The sequence below is a fragment of the Anaerococcus sp. HMSC075B03 genome (assembly GCF_001815585.1).
GTDB classification, from domain to species: domain Bacteria; phylum Bacillota; class Clostridia; order Tissierellales; family Peptoniphilaceae; genus Anaerococcus; species Anaerococcus vaginalis.
Genome location: NZ_KV821198.1, coordinates 7,575 through 26,174 on the forward strand (window position 1 = coordinate 7,575; position 18,600 = coordinate 26,174).

General features: G+C 29.9%; 17 protein-coding genes and 1 other annotated feature. Of the genes, 15 read left to right on the top strand and 2 right to left on the bottom strand.

Features of this window, described 5'->3' with window-relative positions; translation table 11 throughout:
* The first annotated feature begins 764 nt into the window (after positions 1-764).
* The 15 genes from glmS (at position 765) to HMPREF3045_RS06785 (ending at position 17,591) form a co-directional block, all read left to right on the top strand.
* Positions 765-2,585 (top strand): glutamine--fructose-6-phosphate transaminase (isomerizing), encoded by a 1,821-nt coding sequence (gene glmS / locus HMPREF3045_RS06715; RefSeq protein ID WP_070738147.1) that lies wholly within the window; start codon positions 765-767, stop codon positions 2,583-2,585.
* Positions 2,586-2,853: 268 nt separating this feature from the next.
* Positions 2,854-3,077: a binding site (T-box leader), on the top strand.
* A gap of 62 nt (positions 3,078-3,139) precedes the next feature.
* Entirely contained in the window at positions 3,140-4,357 is a 1,218-nt protein-coding gene (locus HMPREF3045_RS06720; RefSeq protein ID WP_257244383.1) for an amidohydrolase, read from the top strand.
* Complete coding sequence (locus HMPREF3045_RS06725) at positions 4,350-5,378, top strand: methionine ABC transporter ATP-binding protein (RefSeq protein WP_070738149.1); 1,029 nt, start codon at positions 4,350-4,352, stop codon at positions 5,376-5,378. The genes HMPREF3045_RS06720 and HMPREF3045_RS06725 overlap by 8 nt, the downstream gene beginning before the upstream one ends.
* Complete coding sequence (locus HMPREF3045_RS06730; RefSeq protein ID WP_070606586.1) at positions 5,365-6,030, top strand: methionine ABC transporter permease; 666 nt, start codon at positions 5,365-5,367, stop codon at positions 6,028-6,030. Before HMPREF3045_RS06725 ends, HMPREF3045_RS06730 begins: the two co-directional genes overlap by 14 nt.
* 19 nt (positions 6,031-6,049) lie before the next feature.
* Positions 6,050-6,922, top strand: a complete 873-nt coding sequence (locus HMPREF3045_RS06735; RefSeq protein ID WP_070738151.1) for a MetQ/NlpA family ABC transporter substrate-binding protein — start codon at positions 6,050-6,052, stop codon at positions 6,920-6,922.
* A 16-nt stretch (positions 6,923-6,938) separates the two neighbouring features.
* Positions 6,939-7,784, top strand: coding sequence for a MetQ/NlpA family ABC transporter substrate-binding protein (locus HMPREF3045_RS06740; protein ID WP_070738153.1), 846 nt, complete (start codon positions 6,939-6,941; stop codon positions 7,782-7,784).
* 122 nt (positions 7,785-7,906) lie between these two features.
* Positions 7,907-8,410 (top strand): GNAT family N-acetyltransferase, encoded by a 504-nt coding sequence (locus HMPREF3045_RS06745; RefSeq protein ID WP_257244384.1) that lies wholly within the window; start codon positions 7,907-7,909, stop codon positions 8,408-8,410.
* The gene (locus HMPREF3045_RS06750) at positions 8,407-10,995 is read left to right on the top strand and encodes an ATP-dependent DNA helicase (protein ID WP_070738159.1); all 2,589 of its coding nucleotides are present in this window, start codon (positions 8,407-8,409) and stop codon (positions 10,993-10,995) included. Before HMPREF3045_RS06745 ends, HMPREF3045_RS06750 begins: the two co-directional genes overlap by 4 nt.
* A 40-nt stretch (positions 10,996-11,035) precedes the next feature.
* On the top strand, positions 11,036-11,371 hold the full coding sequence (locus HMPREF3045_RS06755; protein ID WP_004838007.1) for a PadR family transcriptional regulator: 336 nt from the start codon (positions 11,036-11,038) through the stop codon (positions 11,369-11,371).
* A complete protein-coding gene (locus HMPREF3045_RS06760) occupies positions 11,352-12,056 on the top strand; it encodes a pseudouridine synthase (protein WP_070738162.1) in 705 nt (234 codons plus the stop codon). The genes HMPREF3045_RS06755 and HMPREF3045_RS06760 overlap by 20 nt, the downstream gene beginning before the upstream one ends.
* A gap of 268 nt (positions 12,057-12,324) precedes the next feature.
* A complete protein-coding gene (locus HMPREF3045_RS06765) occupies positions 12,325-12,897 on the top strand; it encodes a glycerol-3-phosphate responsive antiterminator (protein ID WP_004838009.1) in 573 nt (190 codons plus the stop codon).
* Positions 12,898-12,908: 11 nt separating this feature from the next.
* Positions 12,909-14,414, top strand: coding sequence for a glycerol kinase GlpK (gene glpK, locus HMPREF3045_RS06770; RefSeq protein ID WP_039920331.1), 1,506 nt, complete (start codon positions 12,909-12,911; stop codon positions 14,412-14,414).
* Positions 14,415-14,542: 128 nt separating this feature from the next.
* Positions 14,543-15,964, top strand: coding sequence for an NAD(P)/FAD-dependent oxidoreductase (locus tag HMPREF3045_RS06775; RefSeq protein ID WP_019118270.1), 1,422 nt, complete (start codon positions 14,543-14,545; stop codon positions 15,962-15,964).
* A gap of 11 nt (positions 15,965-15,975) precedes the next feature.
* A complete protein-coding gene (locus tag HMPREF3045_RS06780) occupies positions 15,976-17,235 on the top strand; it encodes an NAD(P)/FAD-dependent oxidoreductase (protein ID WP_070738165.1) in 1,260 nt (419 codons plus the stop codon).
* Complete coding sequence (locus HMPREF3045_RS06785; RefSeq protein WP_070738168.1) at positions 17,232-17,591, top strand: DUF1667 domain-containing protein; 360 nt, start codon at positions 17,232-17,234, stop codon at positions 17,589-17,591. Before HMPREF3045_RS06780 ends, HMPREF3045_RS06785 begins: the two co-directional genes overlap by 4 nt.
* Before the next feature lie 70 nt (positions 17,592-17,661).
* Here HMPREF3045_RS06785 and HMPREF3045_RS06790 read toward each other — a convergent pair whose 3' ends face one another.
* Both HMPREF3045_RS06790 and HMPREF3045_RS06795 read right to left on the bottom strand, forming a co-directional pair.
* A complete protein-coding gene (locus HMPREF3045_RS06790; protein WP_070738171.1) occupies positions 17,662-18,087 on the bottom strand; it encodes a DUF3021 domain-containing protein in 426 nt (141 codons plus the stop codon).
* 9 nt (positions 18,088-18,096) lie between these two features.
* On the bottom strand, positions 18,097-18,537 hold the full coding sequence (locus HMPREF3045_RS06795; RefSeq protein WP_019118266.1) for a LytTR family DNA-binding domain-containing protein: 441 nt from the start codon (positions 18,535-18,537) through the stop codon (positions 18,097-18,099).
* Between the last annotated feature and the right edge of the window lie 63 nt (positions 18,538-18,600).

An 18,600-nucleotide genomic window follows, 5' to 3' on the forward strand; every position in this document is an offset into this window, starting at 1 on the left:
TAAACCAGACTTTTAAAAGTCTGGTTTATTTTTTTATATTTTTTGCTATTTAAATTTTTAAATCAATTGCTATTTAATTTTTAAAATCATTTTCTGCTTAATTTTTTGATGTTTAATTTTTGAAATTTTAAAAAAATAAGAAGTTTAAATCCTTTTGTGTAGATAAAACAATTTAAGAAATTGTACAGAGCGTAGACAAAGTCAGTTTAATAATTCATTAATAATTCAAAAATAAAATTACGCTATAACCCATCTCGACTAAGTGAGTGAAACGAACGCATGGAGAGATCTCATGAGATTTCTCCGCTCGTTGCACACGATGAATCGGGATAAATAACCGAAATCAACGGTTATTTATCTGGTCGAAATGGGCAAATTTTTAGTTTGTCAACAGTCTGAACAATTTAAGAAATTGTATGATTTTTGCTTTTATTAAATAAAATTTTTAGCATCTGGGTATTTTTAGACTGGCAAAAATTTAAATTCTCTTATTTTTGTGTTTTTTAAATTTTTATTAGAAAATTTTTTAATAATAATTAGTTTTGTGGTACTTTTTTAACTCATAATTTTAGTGTATAATTAAAAAACGAGGTAAAAATATAACAAGCGCCAGATCCTTTTGGGATGACGAGGAATGGAGTTATCGAAAATTCGGCGGGTGCTCCATAGCTTTCACAGGCTCAGTATTTTACAAAAATAAGAAGCAATTCTTATGACAAAGGAAATAAAGTGATACCTCTAAAATTTAATATTAGGAGGATACTATGTGCGGAATAGTATGTTATAAGGGAAGGCTTAATGCCAGAGAAGTTATTATGGATGGTCTTGAAAGACTTGAATATAGGGGATATGATTCGGCGGGAATCTCCCTTATTGATGGTGGTTTAATTAAAACAGTCAAAAAAAGCGGCAAGGTTAAAGTTTTAAAAGACGAGCTTTCAAAAAATCCTATCGAAGGAAATATTGGGATTGGCCACATTAGATGGGCAACTCACGGCGGCCCTTCAGATATAAATTCTCATCCACATCTTTCAAATAATGGGAAAATTTCTGTAGTTCACAATGGAATCATTGAAAATTATAATGAGCTAAAAGAAAATCTCAAAAAGGAAGGATACAGCTTTAAGTCTGATACTGACACAGAAGTTGTTGCGGTTTTGATTGAAAAATATTATGAAGATGATATTTTAGAGGCTGTAAAAAAAGCAAAAAATGACTTGAGGGGATCTTTTGCTCTTGGAATTTTGTGTCAAGATGAAAGCGATAGACTTATAGTTTTAAGGGAAGAAAGTCCACTTGTTTTGGGCATAACTAATGATGGAATTCTTGCAGCAAGCGACCTTCCTTCAATTATAAAATACACAAAAGATGTAATTTATCTTGAAAATGGAGATTTGGTTGATATTAAGGGCGAATCTTTTACAATTTATGATAGAAATTTCCAAAAAATTCAAAGAGAAATTTCAAAAGTTGATTTTTCTTTTGAAGATTCAACCAAGGAAGGCTTTGATCATTTTATGATTAAAGAAATTTTTGACCAACCAAAGGCGATTTCTGATACAATCAGATTCAAAATGACTGATGAAATGATTGATTTTAAAGAGAATGCCTTTAGCAAAAAAGAAATTGAAAATTTCAATAAAATTTATATAGTTGCTTGCGGAACAGCTTATCATGCAGGACTTGTTGGTGCCTATGCTTTGGAAAAATTTGCAAAAATTCCTGTAATTTGCGATATTGCAAGTGAATTTAGGTACAACGATCCTTTTATTGACGAAAATACTTTGATGATTTTGGTAAGCCAATCTGGAGAAACTGCCGATACTCTTGCAGCTTTAAGACTTGGAAAAAATAAGGGGGCAAAGACTTTGGTTTTGACAAATGTAGTTGCATCATCTCTTGATAGGGAAGCTGATAAAACAATTTATTGTTATGCAGGGCCAGAAATTGCAGTTGCATCAACCAAGGCTTACACAACACAAATAATTTCGCTTTATATGCTTGCCCTAGATTTTTCTTTAAAGCTTGGAACAATTGATGAAGAAAAATACAAGGAAATAATTTCAGAAATGAAAAAAATTCCTGAAAAAATAAAAGAAATTTTGGATGATAGCGAAAAAATAAAAGCTTATGCAAAAGAGATAAAAGATTTTGATTCTATGTTTTATATAGGACGTGGTCTAGATTATAAATCTGTAATTGAGGGTTCTTTAAAATTAAAAGAAGTTTCCTATATTCACTCTGAGGCCTTGGCTGCAGGGGAGTTAAAACATGGAACAATAGCTTTGATTGAAGAGGGTACGCCAGTTGTAGTTGTTGCAAGTCAAGAAAATATAATGGAAAAAACCATATCAAATGTAAAAGAAATTATTTCAAGAGGAGCAAATATTTTTTCGATTTCAAGAAAAGATGATCATTTGAAAGAGATTTCTAATTTTACTTTTGAATTGCCAAAGACAATTGATCCGCTTTATCCAGTTTTGTCAGTTATTCCTCAACAAATTTTGGCATATTATGTTTCATGTGCAAAAGGACTTGATGTGGATAAGCCAAGAAATTTAGCAAAATCAGTAACGGTGGAATAACTTGCACAAATAATTAAATACAGTATATTATAAATGAATTTATTTTACCAAAACCATGAGAAGCCTTAGGGCTTCTTTTTTTCTTTTAAATTATTTTAAATTTGCATGCGTCTATAAAAATTCCTATAAATTATTTTTAATTTTTATAAGCAAAAGATTGGAATAAAGGTATTTTTATTTATAATATACTAAATAAATTTATAAAAATTAAAAAAAGACTTGACAGGATTTTTTAATGATAGTATTATTGACTTATCAAATAGATTTTTTAAACCAGATAAAGAGAAGAGTAGTCGTATGGATTATTGTACAGAGAGCCCTGTTTTGCTGAGAAGGGTGAATAAAAAGTGTGATGAAGATGGTCTCAGATGGGATAAGTCGATATTTAGACTTATACGGGAACTCCCGTTATAGAGTTAGGATATGCTAGTATCTGAAGAGGCATTTTTTAGTGCAAAAAAGGTGGTAACGCGGAAAATTTTCGTCCTTATTGTAGTTTATCTACAGTAAGGACTTTTTATTTTGCATAAATTTAGAAAGGAAAGGTTTTGGAAATGACAAATATAAGTGCAAATGAAATTAAAAATTTGGTAAAGGAAGATTTGGATTTTTCAAAGAAAATCAAAAATTATTTACACGAAAATCCAGAGCTTTCAAGCAAGGAATTTGAAACTCGCAAATTTTTAATAAATGAGTGCAAAAAACTTGGTTTGGAAGTTGAAGAAGTAGAAAATTCTACAGGCTTTGTGGCAATTCTTGATACAAAAAGAAATGGAAAAAATTTAGGAATTCGAACAGACATTGACGCTCTTCCTATAATTGAAAATGAAAATAATTTAAAAACAAAAAAAGAAGTTGTATCAAAAAATATTGGCGTGATGCATGCTTGCGGTCACGATTTTCACATGGCTCTTGCTCTTACAAGTGCAAAAATTCTTTCACAAATAAAAAATACCTTAAATGGAAAAATTTATTTTATTTTTGAAGAAGGCGAAGAAACAGGAGCTGGAATTCATTCTATGGTTAAGCATTTAAAAAATATAAAATTTGATGCAATTTATGGAAATCATATTGATACAGAAATTCCTACAGGAAAATTTGCCATTTCCAAAGGAAAAGTTTATGCGGGGTGTGCTGGGGTTGATTTTGATGTAATCGGCAAGGGCGGTCACGGCTCAAGACCAGATTTACTAATTTCTCCAATAAATGCCCTAGTGGCTATTATAAATAACCTAAACCAAACTTGGGCGAGTGGACTTGATCCAAATGAAATTGTAACTTTGGGAATTGGATCAATAAATGCAGGATTCGCCTCAAATGTAATTCCTGATAAGGCAAATCTAAAGGCGACTTTGAGATTTTTTGAAGATGAAGTCGGAGAAAAAGCCTTGGAAAAATTAAAAAATCTAGCAGAAAAAACTGCAAATATTTATGATTGCAAGGTTAAATTTAATGATTACACAAGAGTAGTTGCCTATCCAGTTATAAATGATGAAAAACTTTCTGATTTTGCAAGATTTTCTTTGGAAGAAATTTTTCCGAATGCAAGAGTTGATGAAGAAATTTCTTTTGGATCTGAATCATTTTATGGCTATGGAAAAATTGCTCCAAGTGTTTTTGTAAAAATTGGTGTAAAAAATGAAGAAAAAGGATGTGGGGCAGGTGCTCACACTGAAAAATTTGATGTAGACAACGATGGTCTTTACTATGGACTAGCTTGTGCCTTAAATTTTTTGATAAATTTTGATAGAAAAGAGAGAGATAATGATTGAACTAAAAAATATAAGCGTGGACTTTGATGGTTTCAAAGCAGTTGATGGAGTTAATCTTAAAATTGAAAAGGCAGATGCCTTTGGCATAGTTGGATTTTCGGGAGCTGGAAAATCAACTCTTGTAAGGTGCATAAATCTTTTGCAAAAACCATCTGAGGGAGAAGTTTTGGTAAAAGGAGAAAATCTTTTGAATTTAACTGAAAGAGATTTGAGAAAAAGACGCAAAAAAATTGGAATGATTTTCCAACACTTTAATCTTTTGAACAATCTTTCAGTAATTGATAATGTAATTTTTCCAATAAGAAAGGAAAATCTTTCAAAAGAAGAAAAAATTTTAAAGGCTCAAAAACTTTTGGATTTGGTTGGGATTGGAGATAAGGCAAAATCATTTCCAAGAGAATTGTCTGGTGGACAAAAACAAAGATGTGCCATAGCAAGAGCCCTTGCATCTGATCCAGAAATTTTACTTTGCGATGAGGCAACAAGTGCCCTTGATCCAAAAACAACCAAGCAAATTTTAAAACTTTTAGGAGAGATTAAAGAAAAAATTGGAATAACAATTGTAATAATCACACATCAAATGGAAGTTGTAAAAGACCTTTGCAACAAGGTTGCGGTAATGCAAGATGGAAAAGTGATTGAAAAAGGGACAACTCTTGAAATTTTTTCAAATCCAAGACACAAACTTACAAAAGATTTTGTAGAAACTTCAACAAATGTAAATCAAACTCTAGAGGAAGTTAAAAATAATCTGGGAGTTTTGAAAAAGGATGAATTTTTAGTAAAACTTTCCTATGTTGGAGAAGCTACAACTCAGCCAGTTATAAATGAAATTTATGAAAAATTTAAAGTCAAAACCAATGTTTTGGCAGGAAATATAGAATTTATTACAAATGTTCCAGTCGGAAATCTTATAGTAACTTTTAAGGCAGAAAGAGAAAATATCGACAAGGCGATTGAATATTTAATAGCCTGTGGAACAAATGTACAACTTTTAGGAGATAGTAATGGGATACTTTGATTATGCACTTTCAATAAAAGATAGGATTTTTGAAGATATTGGACTTACCTTTTATATGCTATTTTTATCAGCCATATTTTCAGGGATTTTTGGCTTAATAATAGGAGTAATACTTGTAGTTACAAATGATGGAGGAATTTTAGAAAACAAAAAAATTTATAGCATTTTGGATAAGATAACAAATCTTTTTCGTGCAGTTCCTTTCATAATTTTACTTGCAGTAATTAGTCCTATAACAAATTTAATTGTAGGAACAAGAATTGGACCAACGGCTGCAATAGTTCCTTTAGTTTTTTCTTGCGTGCCATTTTTTGCAAAGCAAGTTGAGCAAGCTTTGGCAGAAGTTGATCCAGGAGTAATAGAGGCGGCGGAAGCTATGGGAAATTCACCATTTGAAATTATAACAGCAGTTTATTTAAGAGAAGGACTTCCATCACTTGTAAGAGCTTCATCAATAACTTTGATTTCGCTTTTGGGACTTACAGCAATGGCTGGAACAATCGGAGCAGGAGGAATAGGAAATCTTGCTATAGCAGTCGGATACAACAGATACAAAAACGACGTAGTTATTATATCTGTAATAGTTATTTTGATAATTGTCTATGCCATTCAAGGCATTGCCAATTTAATTATAAAAAAGACATCACATTAAAAATATTAGGAGGAAAATGATGAAAAATTTAAAGAAAATTGCCCTAGGCTTGTCACTTGTACTAACTTTAACAGGATGTGGAAATAAAAAGGAAGATACAAATTCAAATTCTTCTGCATCAAATCAAGCAAAAAGTGAAGACAGATTTGCCGATGCAAAAGAAATTAAAATAGGAGTTTGTGGCGAAAAAAATGAAGTTTTAGAAGATGTGGCAAAAAGATTTGAAAAAGATACAGGAAAGAAAATAAAAATCGTACCATTTTCAGATTATAACCAACCAAATGAAGCGTTAAATTCTGGAGATATTGATATAAATTCCTTCCAACACAAAAAATTCTTGGAAGATTATAATAAATCACACAAAACAGATATAGTTTCAGTTGGAGACACCTTGCTTGCACCAATGGGAATATATTCTGACAAAATAAAAGGTGTAAAAGAAATAAAAGATGGGGATAAAATTGCAATTCCAAACGATCCAACAAATGGAGCAAGAGCGCTTTTCCTTTTACAATCAGCAGGATTAATAGAAGTTGAAGGAAAAGAAGGAGATGCAATTACTCTTGATAATATCAAGAAAAATCCAAAAAATTTGGAAATAATTGAACTTGATGCAAGCCAAACAGCAAGAAATCTTACAGAAGTTGCTGCATCAGTTATAAATTCTGGTATGGCAGTAGACGCTGGATTTATTCCGACAGAAGATTCAATTTATTTAGAAGATAAAGACGATCCAGCAAAAGCAATTTATGTAAATATATTTGCAGCAAGAAAGGAAGACAAAGATTCAAAAACATTAGAAAATTTTGTGAAAAATTATTATCAAACAGAAGAAACTAAAAAATTAATAGAAAAAGAAACAAAGGGATCAGAAATCCCAGCTTGGAAATAAAAAAAGGAGATAAAAAATGAAAAAAATAGGAAAAATCGCTTTAGGACTTGCCCTACTCCTAGGACTTAGCTCATGTGGAAACAAGGAAGAAAAAAATACATCAAATTCAAACGAAAACGCAAAAGAAAAACAAAGCATAAAAATCGGTGTGGTTGGAGAATATAACGACGTATTAAATGAAGTTATAAAAAGATACGAAGAAAAAACAGGAAATGATGTAGAGCTTGTAGTTTTTACAGATTATAATCAACCAAATGAGGCTTTGGAATCTGGAAATATTGATTTGAATGCTTACCAACACAAAAAATTTCTAGAAGAATTTAATAAAGACCACAAGACAGAACTTGTTTCAATAGGAAATACAATGCTTGCACCGCTTGGGATTTATTCCAAAAAATATAAATCACTAGACGAAGTAAAAGAAAATGACGAAATAGTAATTCCAAATGATGCATCAAATGGGGCAAGAGCCTTGTTTTTATTACAAGATGCAAAACTTATAAAAGTAAAAGGCGAAAAAGGCGATCCAGTAACAGTTGAAGATATTAAAGAAAATCCAAAAAAATTAAAAATAACAGAAGTTGACGCAGCTCAAACAGCAAGAAATCTCGATTCAGCTGCCCTTGCAATAGTAAATGATACATTCGCCCTAGATTCAAAAATTGCAACCGAATATCCAGCTTTAAAATTTGAGGAATCAAAAGCAGATGACACTAATCCATACGTAAATGTATTTGCAGCCAAAAAAGAAAGAAAAGATGACAAAGTTTTAAATGATTTTGTAAAAAATTACTACCAAACAGATGCTACCAAAAAAGACTACGAAAAATTAACAGGAGGAGCATGGATTCCTGCTTGGTAAAAAATTAAATAAGACCCCCTTAAATATATATAGGCTATGAGTTCTCTCATAGCTTTTTTATTTTCAAAACCAAAAGAAATTTTGAAAATTTAATAAAAAAATTTTTAATGTATAATGATTGTATGAGAATAGCAGAAATTAAAGATTTAGATGAAATAATGATAATAATAAATGATGGGAAAAAAGCTTTGAAAAAAGATGTAGTTGACCAATGGCAAAATGGACTTCCTGATAGAAAGGGGATTTTGGAAAATATTTTGATGGGAGAAAGTTTTGTTTATGAGGAAAATGGGGAAATTTTATCTTTTGCTTATTTGAAAAAGGATTATGAAGAAGATTATAGGGAAATTGAAAAGGATTTTAAAAATCATGGGCCGTTTTTTACTATTCACAGATTGAGTGTGAAAGAAAGTGCAAAAGGCAAGGGTCTTGCTAATAGATTTTTTGAAGAAATTATTTCTTATGGAAAAAATTCAAAAATGGAGTCGATTAGGATTGACACTCATCCTGATAATTATAAAATGCAAAGTTTAATTAAAAAATTTTCTTTTGAAAAAGTTGGAATTTGTACTGTTGATGACAAAATTAAAAGGTCTAAAAGATTTGTGTATGAGTTGATTTTATGATAAATGAAAAACAAAAATTGATTGTGGAAGATGCAAAATATCCTTGTGCAATTTTGGCAGGGCCTGGTACTGGAAAAACTTTCACAATTGTTCAAAAAATTATTTCTTTAATAAAAAATGACGGGATCAGTCCTAACAAAATCCTTGTAACAACTTTTACAAAAAAAGCGGCGAATGAGCTTATTGAAAGGGTGGAGTCAGGTCTTAAAAAAGAGAATATTTATGCTGATACTTCAAATATGTTGATTGGCAATTTTCATTCTCTGGCTCTTTCTTTTTTGAAAGAATATAAATCCTTTACTAATAAAATTTTTGATCCTTTGGTTATCGACTCTCATATTGAAGGATATTTGATTGAAAAAAATATGGATATTTTTGAAAATATTCCGAATTTTTCAAAATTTATTTCTTATAATGAGGTCGGACAAATTCAGGGGATTTTTGCAAATATTACCAATAATGTGGTCGACTTGGATGAACTTCGTAATTCTAATAATCCTCGTGATATTCTAGCTTTGGAAATTTATTTGGCTTGGGCAAATTTTCTTGATGAAAATGACCTTATAAATTATCAATTGATTTTAAAAAAATTTTATGATCTTTTAAAAGATCCTTTTTATGGAAAAAAAATTAGGGATAGGATTGATTTTGTAATAATTGATGAGTACCAAGACACAAATACTATTCAAGAAGAAATTTCTTTTAGCCTTTGTAAGGGCAAAAACCTTATGGTTTTTGGAGATGATGATCAGGCTCTTTATTCATTTAGGGGAGCAAGTCCTAAAAATTTGAGAGATTTTGATAAAACTTGCAAAATGAAGATGAAAAGAAAGGCAAATTTTTATCATCTTGATATTAATTACAGGTCTAATCAGGAAATAATTGATAAATCTAGACAATTTCTTGTAAATTCTAATGCTTTTGACCTTGAAAAAATAAAAAATCTTAGGGCAAATGTTAGCGAAAAAAATGAAAATTCTGTTGTAAGGGCTAGGGCAAATGAGTATGAAAATATTGAAAATATAGTAAAATTTTTGAACAAAAAAATAAATTTAAATCAAATAGCATTTTTGTTTCCGTCTTTAAATAGTGATTATCCAAAATCTTTGCAAACTTATTTTGAAAATCACGGAATAAATGTTTTAAATAAATCATCGAAATTGTTTTTCAAAAGAAGAGAAATTAGACTTTGCCTTTATGTTCTTATTTCAATTTTTTCAAAAAAACCAAAAAAACTTACTGGTTCAAATCCAGATAAGTACAAATGGACTCAAGAAACAAATTTCAAAAAATATCTTGTTAGCATTTTCGATGATAAAGAATTTACAAAAAATGAAGAATTAAATGCCTATATAAAGGAAGAAAAATTAAATATTAAAGAAAATAAATCCTACACAGATATTTTATACAAAGCTTTTGGACTTGAAATTTTTAGGGAGATTTTGGATAAAAAAATCGACAAATTAAATTCAATAAGACAACTTTCAAATATTGGGAAATTTACATCAATTTTATCGGATTTTACAAATCTTTGTGGCTATGATATAAATTATTACAAAAAATCAGTGGATTTAATCTATGGATATATTTTTTATCTTTTCAAAAATTCAGCCATAAGCGAATTTGAAAATTTTGATGCTCCAAAAAATTCTGTAATATTTTCTACAATTCATCAAGCAAAAGGACTTGAGTATGATGTGGTTTTTGTATCAAGTTTAAATGATAATCCAAGAAAAGATATGCGTGCATTTAGCCCACAACTTGAGGCGAAAAAAGAAAGTGATTTTTTAAAAAATTATTATAGGAAGTATTATACAGCCTTTACCAGAGCAAAAAATCTTTTGGCTTTATTGGATAATTCCCAAAATTCCTACCTTAAAAATTTTGCCTTTTCATTAAATTCGTCTTCAATATTAAAAACCATAGATTTTAAATTCAAAGAAGATATTGTAAAAAAAGAAATTTTGGCATATACAACGGATATTTCAATTTACAAATCTTGTCCATTAAAATATAAATTTATAAGAGTTTTGGATTTTAAAAAAGAAAAATCAAAATCTTTGGAATTTGGTTCAAAAGTTCACAGCCTTACCGAATATCTTACAAATTTAAAAAAAGAAAATCTTTCTTACCATGCAATAAATGACTTTATAAAGGAAAACAAAGAATTTCAAAAACCAATTGAAAATTTTGTAAATAGAAATTTTTCGATAAAATATTCGGAAATGAATATTAAACTTGATAGATTTTCCTATATTTTGCAAGGAAATATTGATATAATCCTTGAAGATGGAACAATTATCGATATAAAAACTGGAAAGTCAGATGAAAATAATTTAATTTCCTACAAAAACCAACTACTTACTTACTACAATTTGTTAGTTTATAATAATAAAAAAGTAAACAAGATGATCTTATATTTTATTGAAGAAGACAAACTTATAGAAGTAGAAAAATCGGATTTTGATATGAAAAATATAGACGAAATAGGAAAAAATATAGTAGAAAAAAATATTGAAATAAAAACACAAGATAAGAAACAATGCAAATTTTGCCCTATGGCATATTTTTGCAAAAGAACTTGATTAAGTCCAACTAAGCAATACAATTTTTTAAGGTGATAAAATGAAATCTCAAATGTTAAAAGGAGTTATCGAAGGGGTAATTCTAAAAATAATCAAAGACAAAGAAACTTATGGATATGAAATTGTAGAAACCCTAAGACTTAATGGTTTTTATAATATGACTGAATCTACAGTCTATCCTATTTTGCAAAGATTATCGAAAAAAGGTCTTATATTTTCTTCAAAAGAAAAATCAAAAGTTGGGCCAAAAAGAAAATATTATTATATAACAGCAAAAGGCGAAGAATATTTATTAGGATTTATAGAAGATTTCCTAGAATTAGAAGAAAATGTAAGAAATATTTTAGGAGTTAAAAATGATAATGAGAGTAGATAAAATGATTGGAAATGCCAATCTTGATACTAGAAAAAATATAAAGAAAAATGCAAAAAAAGGCGGACTTGTAATAAACGGAGAAATTATAAAAGATTCATCAGTAAAAGTTGATCCGAATATTGACGAAGTAATTTATATGGGAGAGCTTGTCGATTATTTTGAAAATATTTATATAATGATGAACAAAAGAGAAGGATTAATTTGCCAATCAAACGAACTTGATGGAACTGTAATGAGTGACTTGGATGAATTTTATTTAAATTTAGATTTGGCAATAGCAGGAAGGCTTGACAAAGATACAACAGGACTTTTGTTAATGTCAACCGATGGAAAATTTATCCACAGAGTAATAAGTCCAAATTCAAATATTTGGAAAAAATACGAAGTAGAAACATCAAAAAAAATCGAACCTGCCCTAGTAGAAATTTTTAAAGAAGGCGTATATATAAAAGAAGATGATTATTACGCAAGAAGTGCAAAATTAGAAATAATTGAAGATAAAAAAGCCTACGTTTACGTAACAGAAGGAAAATTTCATTTAGTAAAAAGATTATTTTCAAATAACGATAACGAAGTAGTAAAACTAAAAAGACTTGCAATAGGAAAATTGCAATTAGATAAAACCTTAAACCCGGGAGATTACAGAGAACTTACACAAGAAGAAAAAGAATTATTTACAAAATAACAATAAAGATGGATTATTTCCATCTTTTTTATTTAAAAATTTTAAAATTTAAAATGATTTCAAAATTTTATTTTAAAAAATAATAATTAAAAAATAAAAAAATCTTTGAATTTACAATGATAAGAGAAAAATTTAAAAAAATAAAAAATATTAGATGAAATTGTTTGCATTTATAAATTTTATGTGCTACAATGAGGTTGTAATAAATATATTTGGAGAAGCGAGCACTTATTTTTTATAGGGCTCGCTTTGTGTATTTGGAGGAAAAATGATTGATATAGTGGATTTGCTTTTTGATAATCCTTGTATTATGGCAATAAAAGATAATACGGATTTGAAAGAATGTATTAAAGATGATTACAAGAATAACAAAATAGTTTTTGTTCTTTATGGAAATATTGAAAATATAACCAATATTGTTGAAAAATTAAAAGACCATGACAAGATTGTTTTTGTTCATGAAGACCTTATTGAGGGACTTTCTTCATCATCTCTATCTTCATCATTTATCAAAAAATACACAAATGCCGATGGAATTATTACAACAAGAAGTCAAAATGCGGCTTATGCAAGAAGAATAGGACTTTTATCCATACTAAGATTTTTTGTACTTGATTCCTTGTCCTATAAAAATGTAAAAGAAACTTTAAAAAAAGCAAATTGTGATCTTGTTGAAATACTTCCTGGTATTATGCCAAAAATACTAGATGATATAGAAAAAAGAACATCTATCCCAATTATTGCTGGAGGGCTTATTAGAGATAAAAAAGATGTTTTTGATGCCCTAAATTCAAAGGCGATTGCTGTATCATCATCAAATTATAATGTTTGGAAAATGTAAAAGGAGTTTGTATGACAAAGTATATTATGGCGTTGGATGCTGGAACTACAAGTAACAGAGCAATTATTTTTAACAAAAAAGGCGAAATAATGTCTGTTGCTCAAAAAGAATTTACTCAATTTTTCCCACACCCTGGTTGGGTTGAACATGATGCTACAGAAATTTGGTCTACTCAACTTGGAGTTTGTACTGAAGCAATTGCAAAATTAGGTATTGAATCAAAAGACATTGAAGCTATAGGAATTACAAACCAAAGAGAAACAACAATAGTTTGGGAAAAAGCAACAGGAAAACCAGTTTATAATGCAATCGTTTGGCAATGTAGAAGAACAGCTGATATGGCTGACAAATTAGTAGAAGATGGTTACAGAGAAACAATTCAAAATAAAACTGGACTCGTAGTTGATCCATATTTTTCAGCAACAAAAATTAGATGGATTTTAGACCATATCGAAAATGGACAAGAAAGAGCAGAAAACGGGGAGCTTTTATTTGGTACTGTTGATACATGGTTAATTTATAACTTAACTCGTGGAAAAGTTCACGTAACAGATTATACAAATGCTTCAAGAACTATGATATTTAATATTCATACTCTTGAATGGGATGATGAACTTCTAGAAATTTTAAATATTCCAAAATGTATGCTTCCAGAAGTTAAACCATCAAGCTATGTTTATGGAAATACTTTTGCCGGATATTTTGATGGCGAAATTCCTATAGCAGGAATCGCAGGTGACCAACAAGCAGCTTTGTTTGGACAAACATGCTTTAACAAGGGGGATGCAAAAAATACTTATGGAACAGGTGCATTCTTACTTATGAATACTGGCGAAGAAGCAGTTAAATCTGATAACGGACTTGTAACAACAATTGCTTGGGGACTTGAAGAAGGAAAAGTAAATTATGCTCTTGAAGGTTCAATCTTTGTTGCAGGTTCTGCAATTCAATGGTTAAGAGATCAATTAAGAATTGTTGATGCAGCTGATGATACTGAATATATGGCTACAAAAGTTGATGATACAAATGGATGCTATGTTGTTCCAGCTTTCACAGGACTTGGTGCTCCATATTGGGATGCTTATGCAAGAGGAGCTATTGTAGGAATTACAAGAGGAACTAGCAAATACCATATTGTAAGAGCAACTCTTGAGTCCCTTGCATATTTAACAAACGATGTATTAACAGCAATGGCAAAAGACTCTGGTGCACCACTTAAAGAATTAAAAGTTGACGGTGGAGCAAGTGCAAATAATTTCTTAATGCAATTCCAAGCTGACATGATTCAAACAAAAGTTGAAAGACCAGAAACTCTTGAAACAACAGCTCTAGGTGCTTGCTATTTGGCAGGACTTGCTGTAGGATTCTATCAAGATCTTGAAGAAATTAAAGAAAACAGACTTGTTGATAGAGAATTTACTCCAGAAATTTCTGTTGAAGAAAGAGATAAAAAAGATAGAAACTGGCAAAGAGCTATGCAAAGAGCCTTTGGTTGGGCAAATCATTACGAAGAATAATTTTACAAAGATTATATAATGTAATATAATTAAATTAACAATAAAATAAGACGATGAGAAAGCGAGTTAAAGTAGGCCCTACTTTAACTTGCTTTTTTTTCATTTAAATTTATTTGAAAGGAAGAAATATGTTTGATGCAATAATTATAGGAGCAGGAGTAACGGGTACTTCTATTGCCTACCAACTATCAAAGAAAAAAGGAAAATTTCTAGTTTTAGAAAAAAATGAAGATGTTTGCACAGAAACCTCAAAAGCAAATTCTGCTATCTGCCACGGCGGTTATGATGCAGAGCCAGGAACAATGAAGGCAAAAATGAATGTAAGAGGAAATCACATGATGGAAGATGAAGCCAAAAAATTATCTTTCCCTTACAAAAAAATTGGAACTTTTGTTCTTTGTCATAGCGAAGAAGATATGCCAAAATTGCAAGCTCTTTATGATCAAGGAATTGAAAATGGCGTTTCTGGAATGGAAATTTTAAACAGAGAAGAAGTTTTAAAAATGGAACCAAATATAACAGATGATGTTGTGGCTGCTTTGTATGCAAAAGAGGCAGGAATTGTTGATCCATTTTTGATGAATATTGCCTTTGCAGAAGTTTCTAATATTAATGGAGTTTCCTATAAATTTTACGAAAAAGTTATAAAAACTGAAAAGAAAGACGGATATTGGGAAGTTTCTACTGAAAATAATACATATCAAACTAAGGCAGTTATAAATGCTGCTGGAGTATATTCAGATGAAATCCACAATGCTGTTTCAGATGAAAAATTTGAAATAAAAGCAAGACGTGGAGAATATTTGCTTTTGGATAAGGACACAAAAGGATTTGTAAATCATGTAATGTTTAATCTTCCTACTGAAAAAGGTAAGGGAATTTTGGTATCTCCAACAATCGATAACAACACTCTTGTAGGACCAACTTCTGACTTTATAGATGATAAACACGACAGACGTTCAACAAGAGAACACATTGAAGAAGTTATAGAAAAATCAAATCACACTGTAAAAAATGTTCCTGTAAGAATGGTTATAACTTCATTTTCTGGAAACAGAGCTCATGAAGTAGGTGGAGATTTTATCTTAAAAGAAAGTCTTGATGGATTTTTTGACTGTGTAGGAATTGAATCCCCTGGTCTTACATCAGCTCCAGCTATTGGGGAATATATGGCAAATCTTGTAAGTGAGAAATTAAATCTCGAAGAAAATAAAGATTTTACTTATGATAGAAAACCTACTCCAAAAACTAGTGAATTAAGTCTTGAAGAACATGACGAATTAATCAAAAAAGATAAGAGATACGGAAAAATCATTTGTAGGTGTGAATCTATAACAGAAGGCGAAATTGTAGATGCAATCAATCGTCCTCTTGGAGCAAGAACTGTTGATGGAATCAAAAGAAGAGTAAGGGCTACAGCAGGAAGATGCCAAGGAGGATTCTGCTTACCAAGAGTTATGGAAATACTTGCAAGAGAATTGGGCGAAGACTATGACGATGTAGTAAAAAATGGAAAAGATTCTTACTACATAAAAGGACATGTAAAGTAAGGAGCATTTAAATGAAAAATTATGATTTAGTAATAATAGGTGGAGGTCCTGCAGGACTTGGAGCTGCTGCTCGTGCCTATGATGAAGGAATTGAAAACATACTTATAGTTGAAAGAGATGAAATGCTTGGAGGAATTTTAAATCAATGTATCCACAATGGTTTTGGTTTACACAGATTTAATGAGGAACTTACAGGTCCAGAATATGCTCAAAGATTTATTGATGAAGTTGAAAAAAGAGATATAGATGTTTTATTAAATACAATTGTAATAGATTTTGCAAATGATAAAACTATAACCTTGATGAATGAAGAAAATGGAATGTTTACTTTAAAACCAAAGGCAGTTATCCTTGCTATGGGTTGTAGGGAAAGACCAAGAGGAGCATTAAATATTCCAGGAAGTAGACCGGCAGGAGTATTTTCAGCAGGAACAGCCCAAAGAATGATGAATCTTGAAGGCTATATGCCAGGAAAAAAAGTAGTTATTTTGGGCTCTGGAGATATAGGTTTAATTATGGCAAGAAGAATGACCCTAGAAGGAGCAGACGTTCAATGTGTTGCTGAAATTATGCCATTTTCTGGAGGTTTAAAAAGAAATATTGTTCAATGTTTAGACGATTTTGACATTCCACTTTATTTTAATACAACAATTTCATCAATTGAAGGAGATGAAAGAGTTACAGGTTGCACTCTTTCACAAGTAGATGAAAATATGAAAGTAATTCCTGGAACAGAAAAACATTTTGACTGCGATACAATTTTACTTTCAGTAGGACTTTTGCCAGAAAACGAACTTACAAAACAAGCAAAAATTGAAATTGATCCAAAAACAAAAGGAGCGGTAGTTTCAGATAGGCTAATGACAAATGTTGATGGAGTATTTGCAGCAGGAAATGTTCTTCACGTTCACGATTTGGTAGATTATGTAACAGAAGAAAGCGAACTTGCAGCCAAAAATGCAGCAGATTATATTAAAGATAATTTCCAAAAATCACAAAAAGAGCCAATTTATTTAAAGGCAGGAGATGGAATTTCTTATACACTTCCACAATATATAAATCCAGATACTATGCAAGATGAAGCTATAATTAGGTTTAGGGTAAACAATGTTTATCAAAATAGAATTTTAAAAATGTTTGTTGACGGCAAAGAAGTAACAAAGAAAAGAAAATTAGTTTATGCTCCAGGAGAGATGGAAAACTTAATTTTAAAGAAAAAAGATATAAATGAAGATACAAAAGAAATAGAAATAAAATTGGAGGAAATATGAAAAAGGATTTAACTTGTATAAATTGTCCTCTAGGCTGCCTTGTGACAGTAACAATGGATGAAGAAGGAAATATTACTGATATTGCAGGAAATACCTGTAAAAGAGGGGAAGTTTACGCTAGAAACGAAGTAAAAAATCCAGTAAGAGTAGTAACTTCAACAGTAAAACTTGATGGTGGAAAAGAATATTCAGTTTCAGTAAAAACTGCCGATGCAATTCCAAAAAATAAAATGGAAGAAGCAATGGATGAAATAAATAAGGCAAGCATAACAGCACCTGTTCATGTTGGAGATATTGTTATAGAAAATATAGCAGATACAGGAATTTCCTTAATAGCTACAGCAAATAGAAAATAAAATTAAATTAAAATTGCATTAACTAATAAAAGTGATGAAAATAGAATTTTCTATTCTCATCACTTTTCTTTTACTTAAATTTTTTATTTAATTTTTCAATATCAGATTTTGTTGAAAAATATATTACTGTCCAAATAATCAAGTAAATAATGATAAAAAATACTAAAGAAATAACAGCAGATTGTATATTTGGTAGCCATTTTAGATAAAATCCTACTATTATAAAATATATGGCTAAAATTGAAAAATGTAAAAGACTTGCCTTTAACAAATTATCTTCTTTAATTATCTTATCTCCAATAAAAGAAATTATACCAAATCCACCATATAAGATTATCTCAATAATTCTTGCTTTTAAAAGAGAGTCTTGTCCATTTAAAAATTCTGGAACTCCCAAAGTGATTTCTCCTATAGCAAGGGAAATAAATATTTCTATGATACTTCCAATTCCAACTCCTATCAAAAATGATGCTAATAAATTTTTTAAATATTTCATAATTTCCTCCTAAAATCCTAAGGCTTTTTTAAATTCTTTCAAATATCTCCTGGAAACATAGGAAATGCTTCCGTTTTTAAATTCCACTGCTATTGTTCCTTTAAAAGAAAGGTCTAGTTTTTTTACATAATCAAGATTTATAATTTCATATCTTGATATTTTTATAAATTTATTTTTGTTTAGCCTTTCATAAAGTTCATAAAGTCTGATTCTAGATTTATACTCACCGTTTTTGCTTTCAATAAATACATTTTTATCCTTAGTTATGCACCTAATAATTTCTTCATATTCCAAAAGATAAATTTCATCATCTTTAAAAACAACAAGTTTATCAATATTGGTAGTTTCAAGACTTCTTTTTATATTTTCAATATCTTCGTTATATGAAGGAGCATAAATTTTTACAAGACTTTCATCTAAACTTTCATCAATTATTAATTCGACTTTCATTAAATCCTCCTTGTGTTTATATAATACATAAAAATTTTTACCTTGACTACAATATTTAGACAA

Bases quoted from the DNA above. Each gene is read 5' to 3' on its own strand.
- HMPREF3045_RS06725 (WP_070738149.1), top strand. From the start codon at position 4,350: ATGATTGAACTAAAAAATATAAGCGTGGACTTTGATGGTTTCAAAGCA.
- HMPREF3045_RS06750 (WP_070738159.1), top strand. From the start codon at position 8,407: ATGATAAATGAAAAACAAAAATTGATTGTGGAAGATGCAAAATATCCT.
- HMPREF3045_RS06740 (WP_070738153.1), top strand. From the start codon at position 6,939: ATGAAAAAAATAGGAAAAATCGCTTTAGGACTTGCCCTACTCCTAGGA.
- HMPREF3045_RS06785 (WP_070738168.1), top strand. From the start codon at position 17,232: ATGAAAAAGGATTTAACTTGTATAAATTGTCCTCTAGGCTGCCTTGTG.
- HMPREF3045_RS06795 (WP_019118266.1), bottom strand. From the start codon at position 18,537: ATGAAAGTCGAATTAATAATTGATGAAAGTTTAGATGAAAGTCTTGTA.
- HMPREF3045_RS06720 (WP_257244383.1), top strand. From the start codon at position 3,140: ATGACAAATATAAGTGCAAATGAAATTAAAAATTTGGTAAAGGAAGAT.
- glmS (WP_070738147.1), top strand. From the start codon at position 765: ATGTGCGGAATAGTATGTTATAAGGGAAGGCTTAATGCCAGAGAAGTT.
- HMPREF3045_RS06730 (WP_070606586.1), top strand. From the start codon at position 5,365: ATGGGATACTTTGATTATGCACTTTCAATAAAAGATAGGATTTTTGAA.
- HMPREF3045_RS06745 (WP_257244384.1), top strand. From the start codon at position 7,907: ATGAGAATAGCAGAAATTAAAGATTTAGATGAAATAATGATAATAATA.
- HMPREF3045_RS06780 (WP_070738165.1), top strand. From the start codon at position 15,976: ATGAAAAATTATGATTTAGTAATAATAGGTGGAGGTCCTGCAGGACTT.
- HMPREF3045_RS06755 (WP_004838007.1), top strand. From the start codon at position 11,036: ATGAAATCTCAAATGTTAAAAGGAGTTATCGAAGGGGTAATTCTAAAA.
- HMPREF3045_RS06765 (WP_004838009.1), top strand. From the start codon at position 12,325: ATGATTGATATAGTGGATTTGCTTTTTGATAATCCTTGTATTATGGCA.
- HMPREF3045_RS06735 (WP_070738151.1), top strand. From the start codon at position 6,050: ATGAAAAATTTAAAGAAAATTGCCCTAGGCTTGTCACTTGTACTAACT.
- HMPREF3045_RS06775 (WP_019118270.1), top strand. From the start codon at position 14,543: ATGTTTGATGCAATAATTATAGGAGCAGGAGTAACGGGTACTTCTATT.
- glpK (WP_039920331.1), top strand. From the start codon at position 12,909: ATGACAAAGTATATTATGGCGTTGGATGCTGGAACTACAAGTAACAGA.
- HMPREF3045_RS06790 (WP_070738171.1), bottom strand. From the start codon at position 18,087: ATGAAATATTTAAAAAATTTATTAGCATCATTTTTGATAGGAGTTGGA.
- HMPREF3045_RS06760 (WP_070738162.1), top strand. From the start codon at position 11,352: ATGATAATGAGAGTAGATAAAATGATTGGAAATGCCAATCTTGATACT.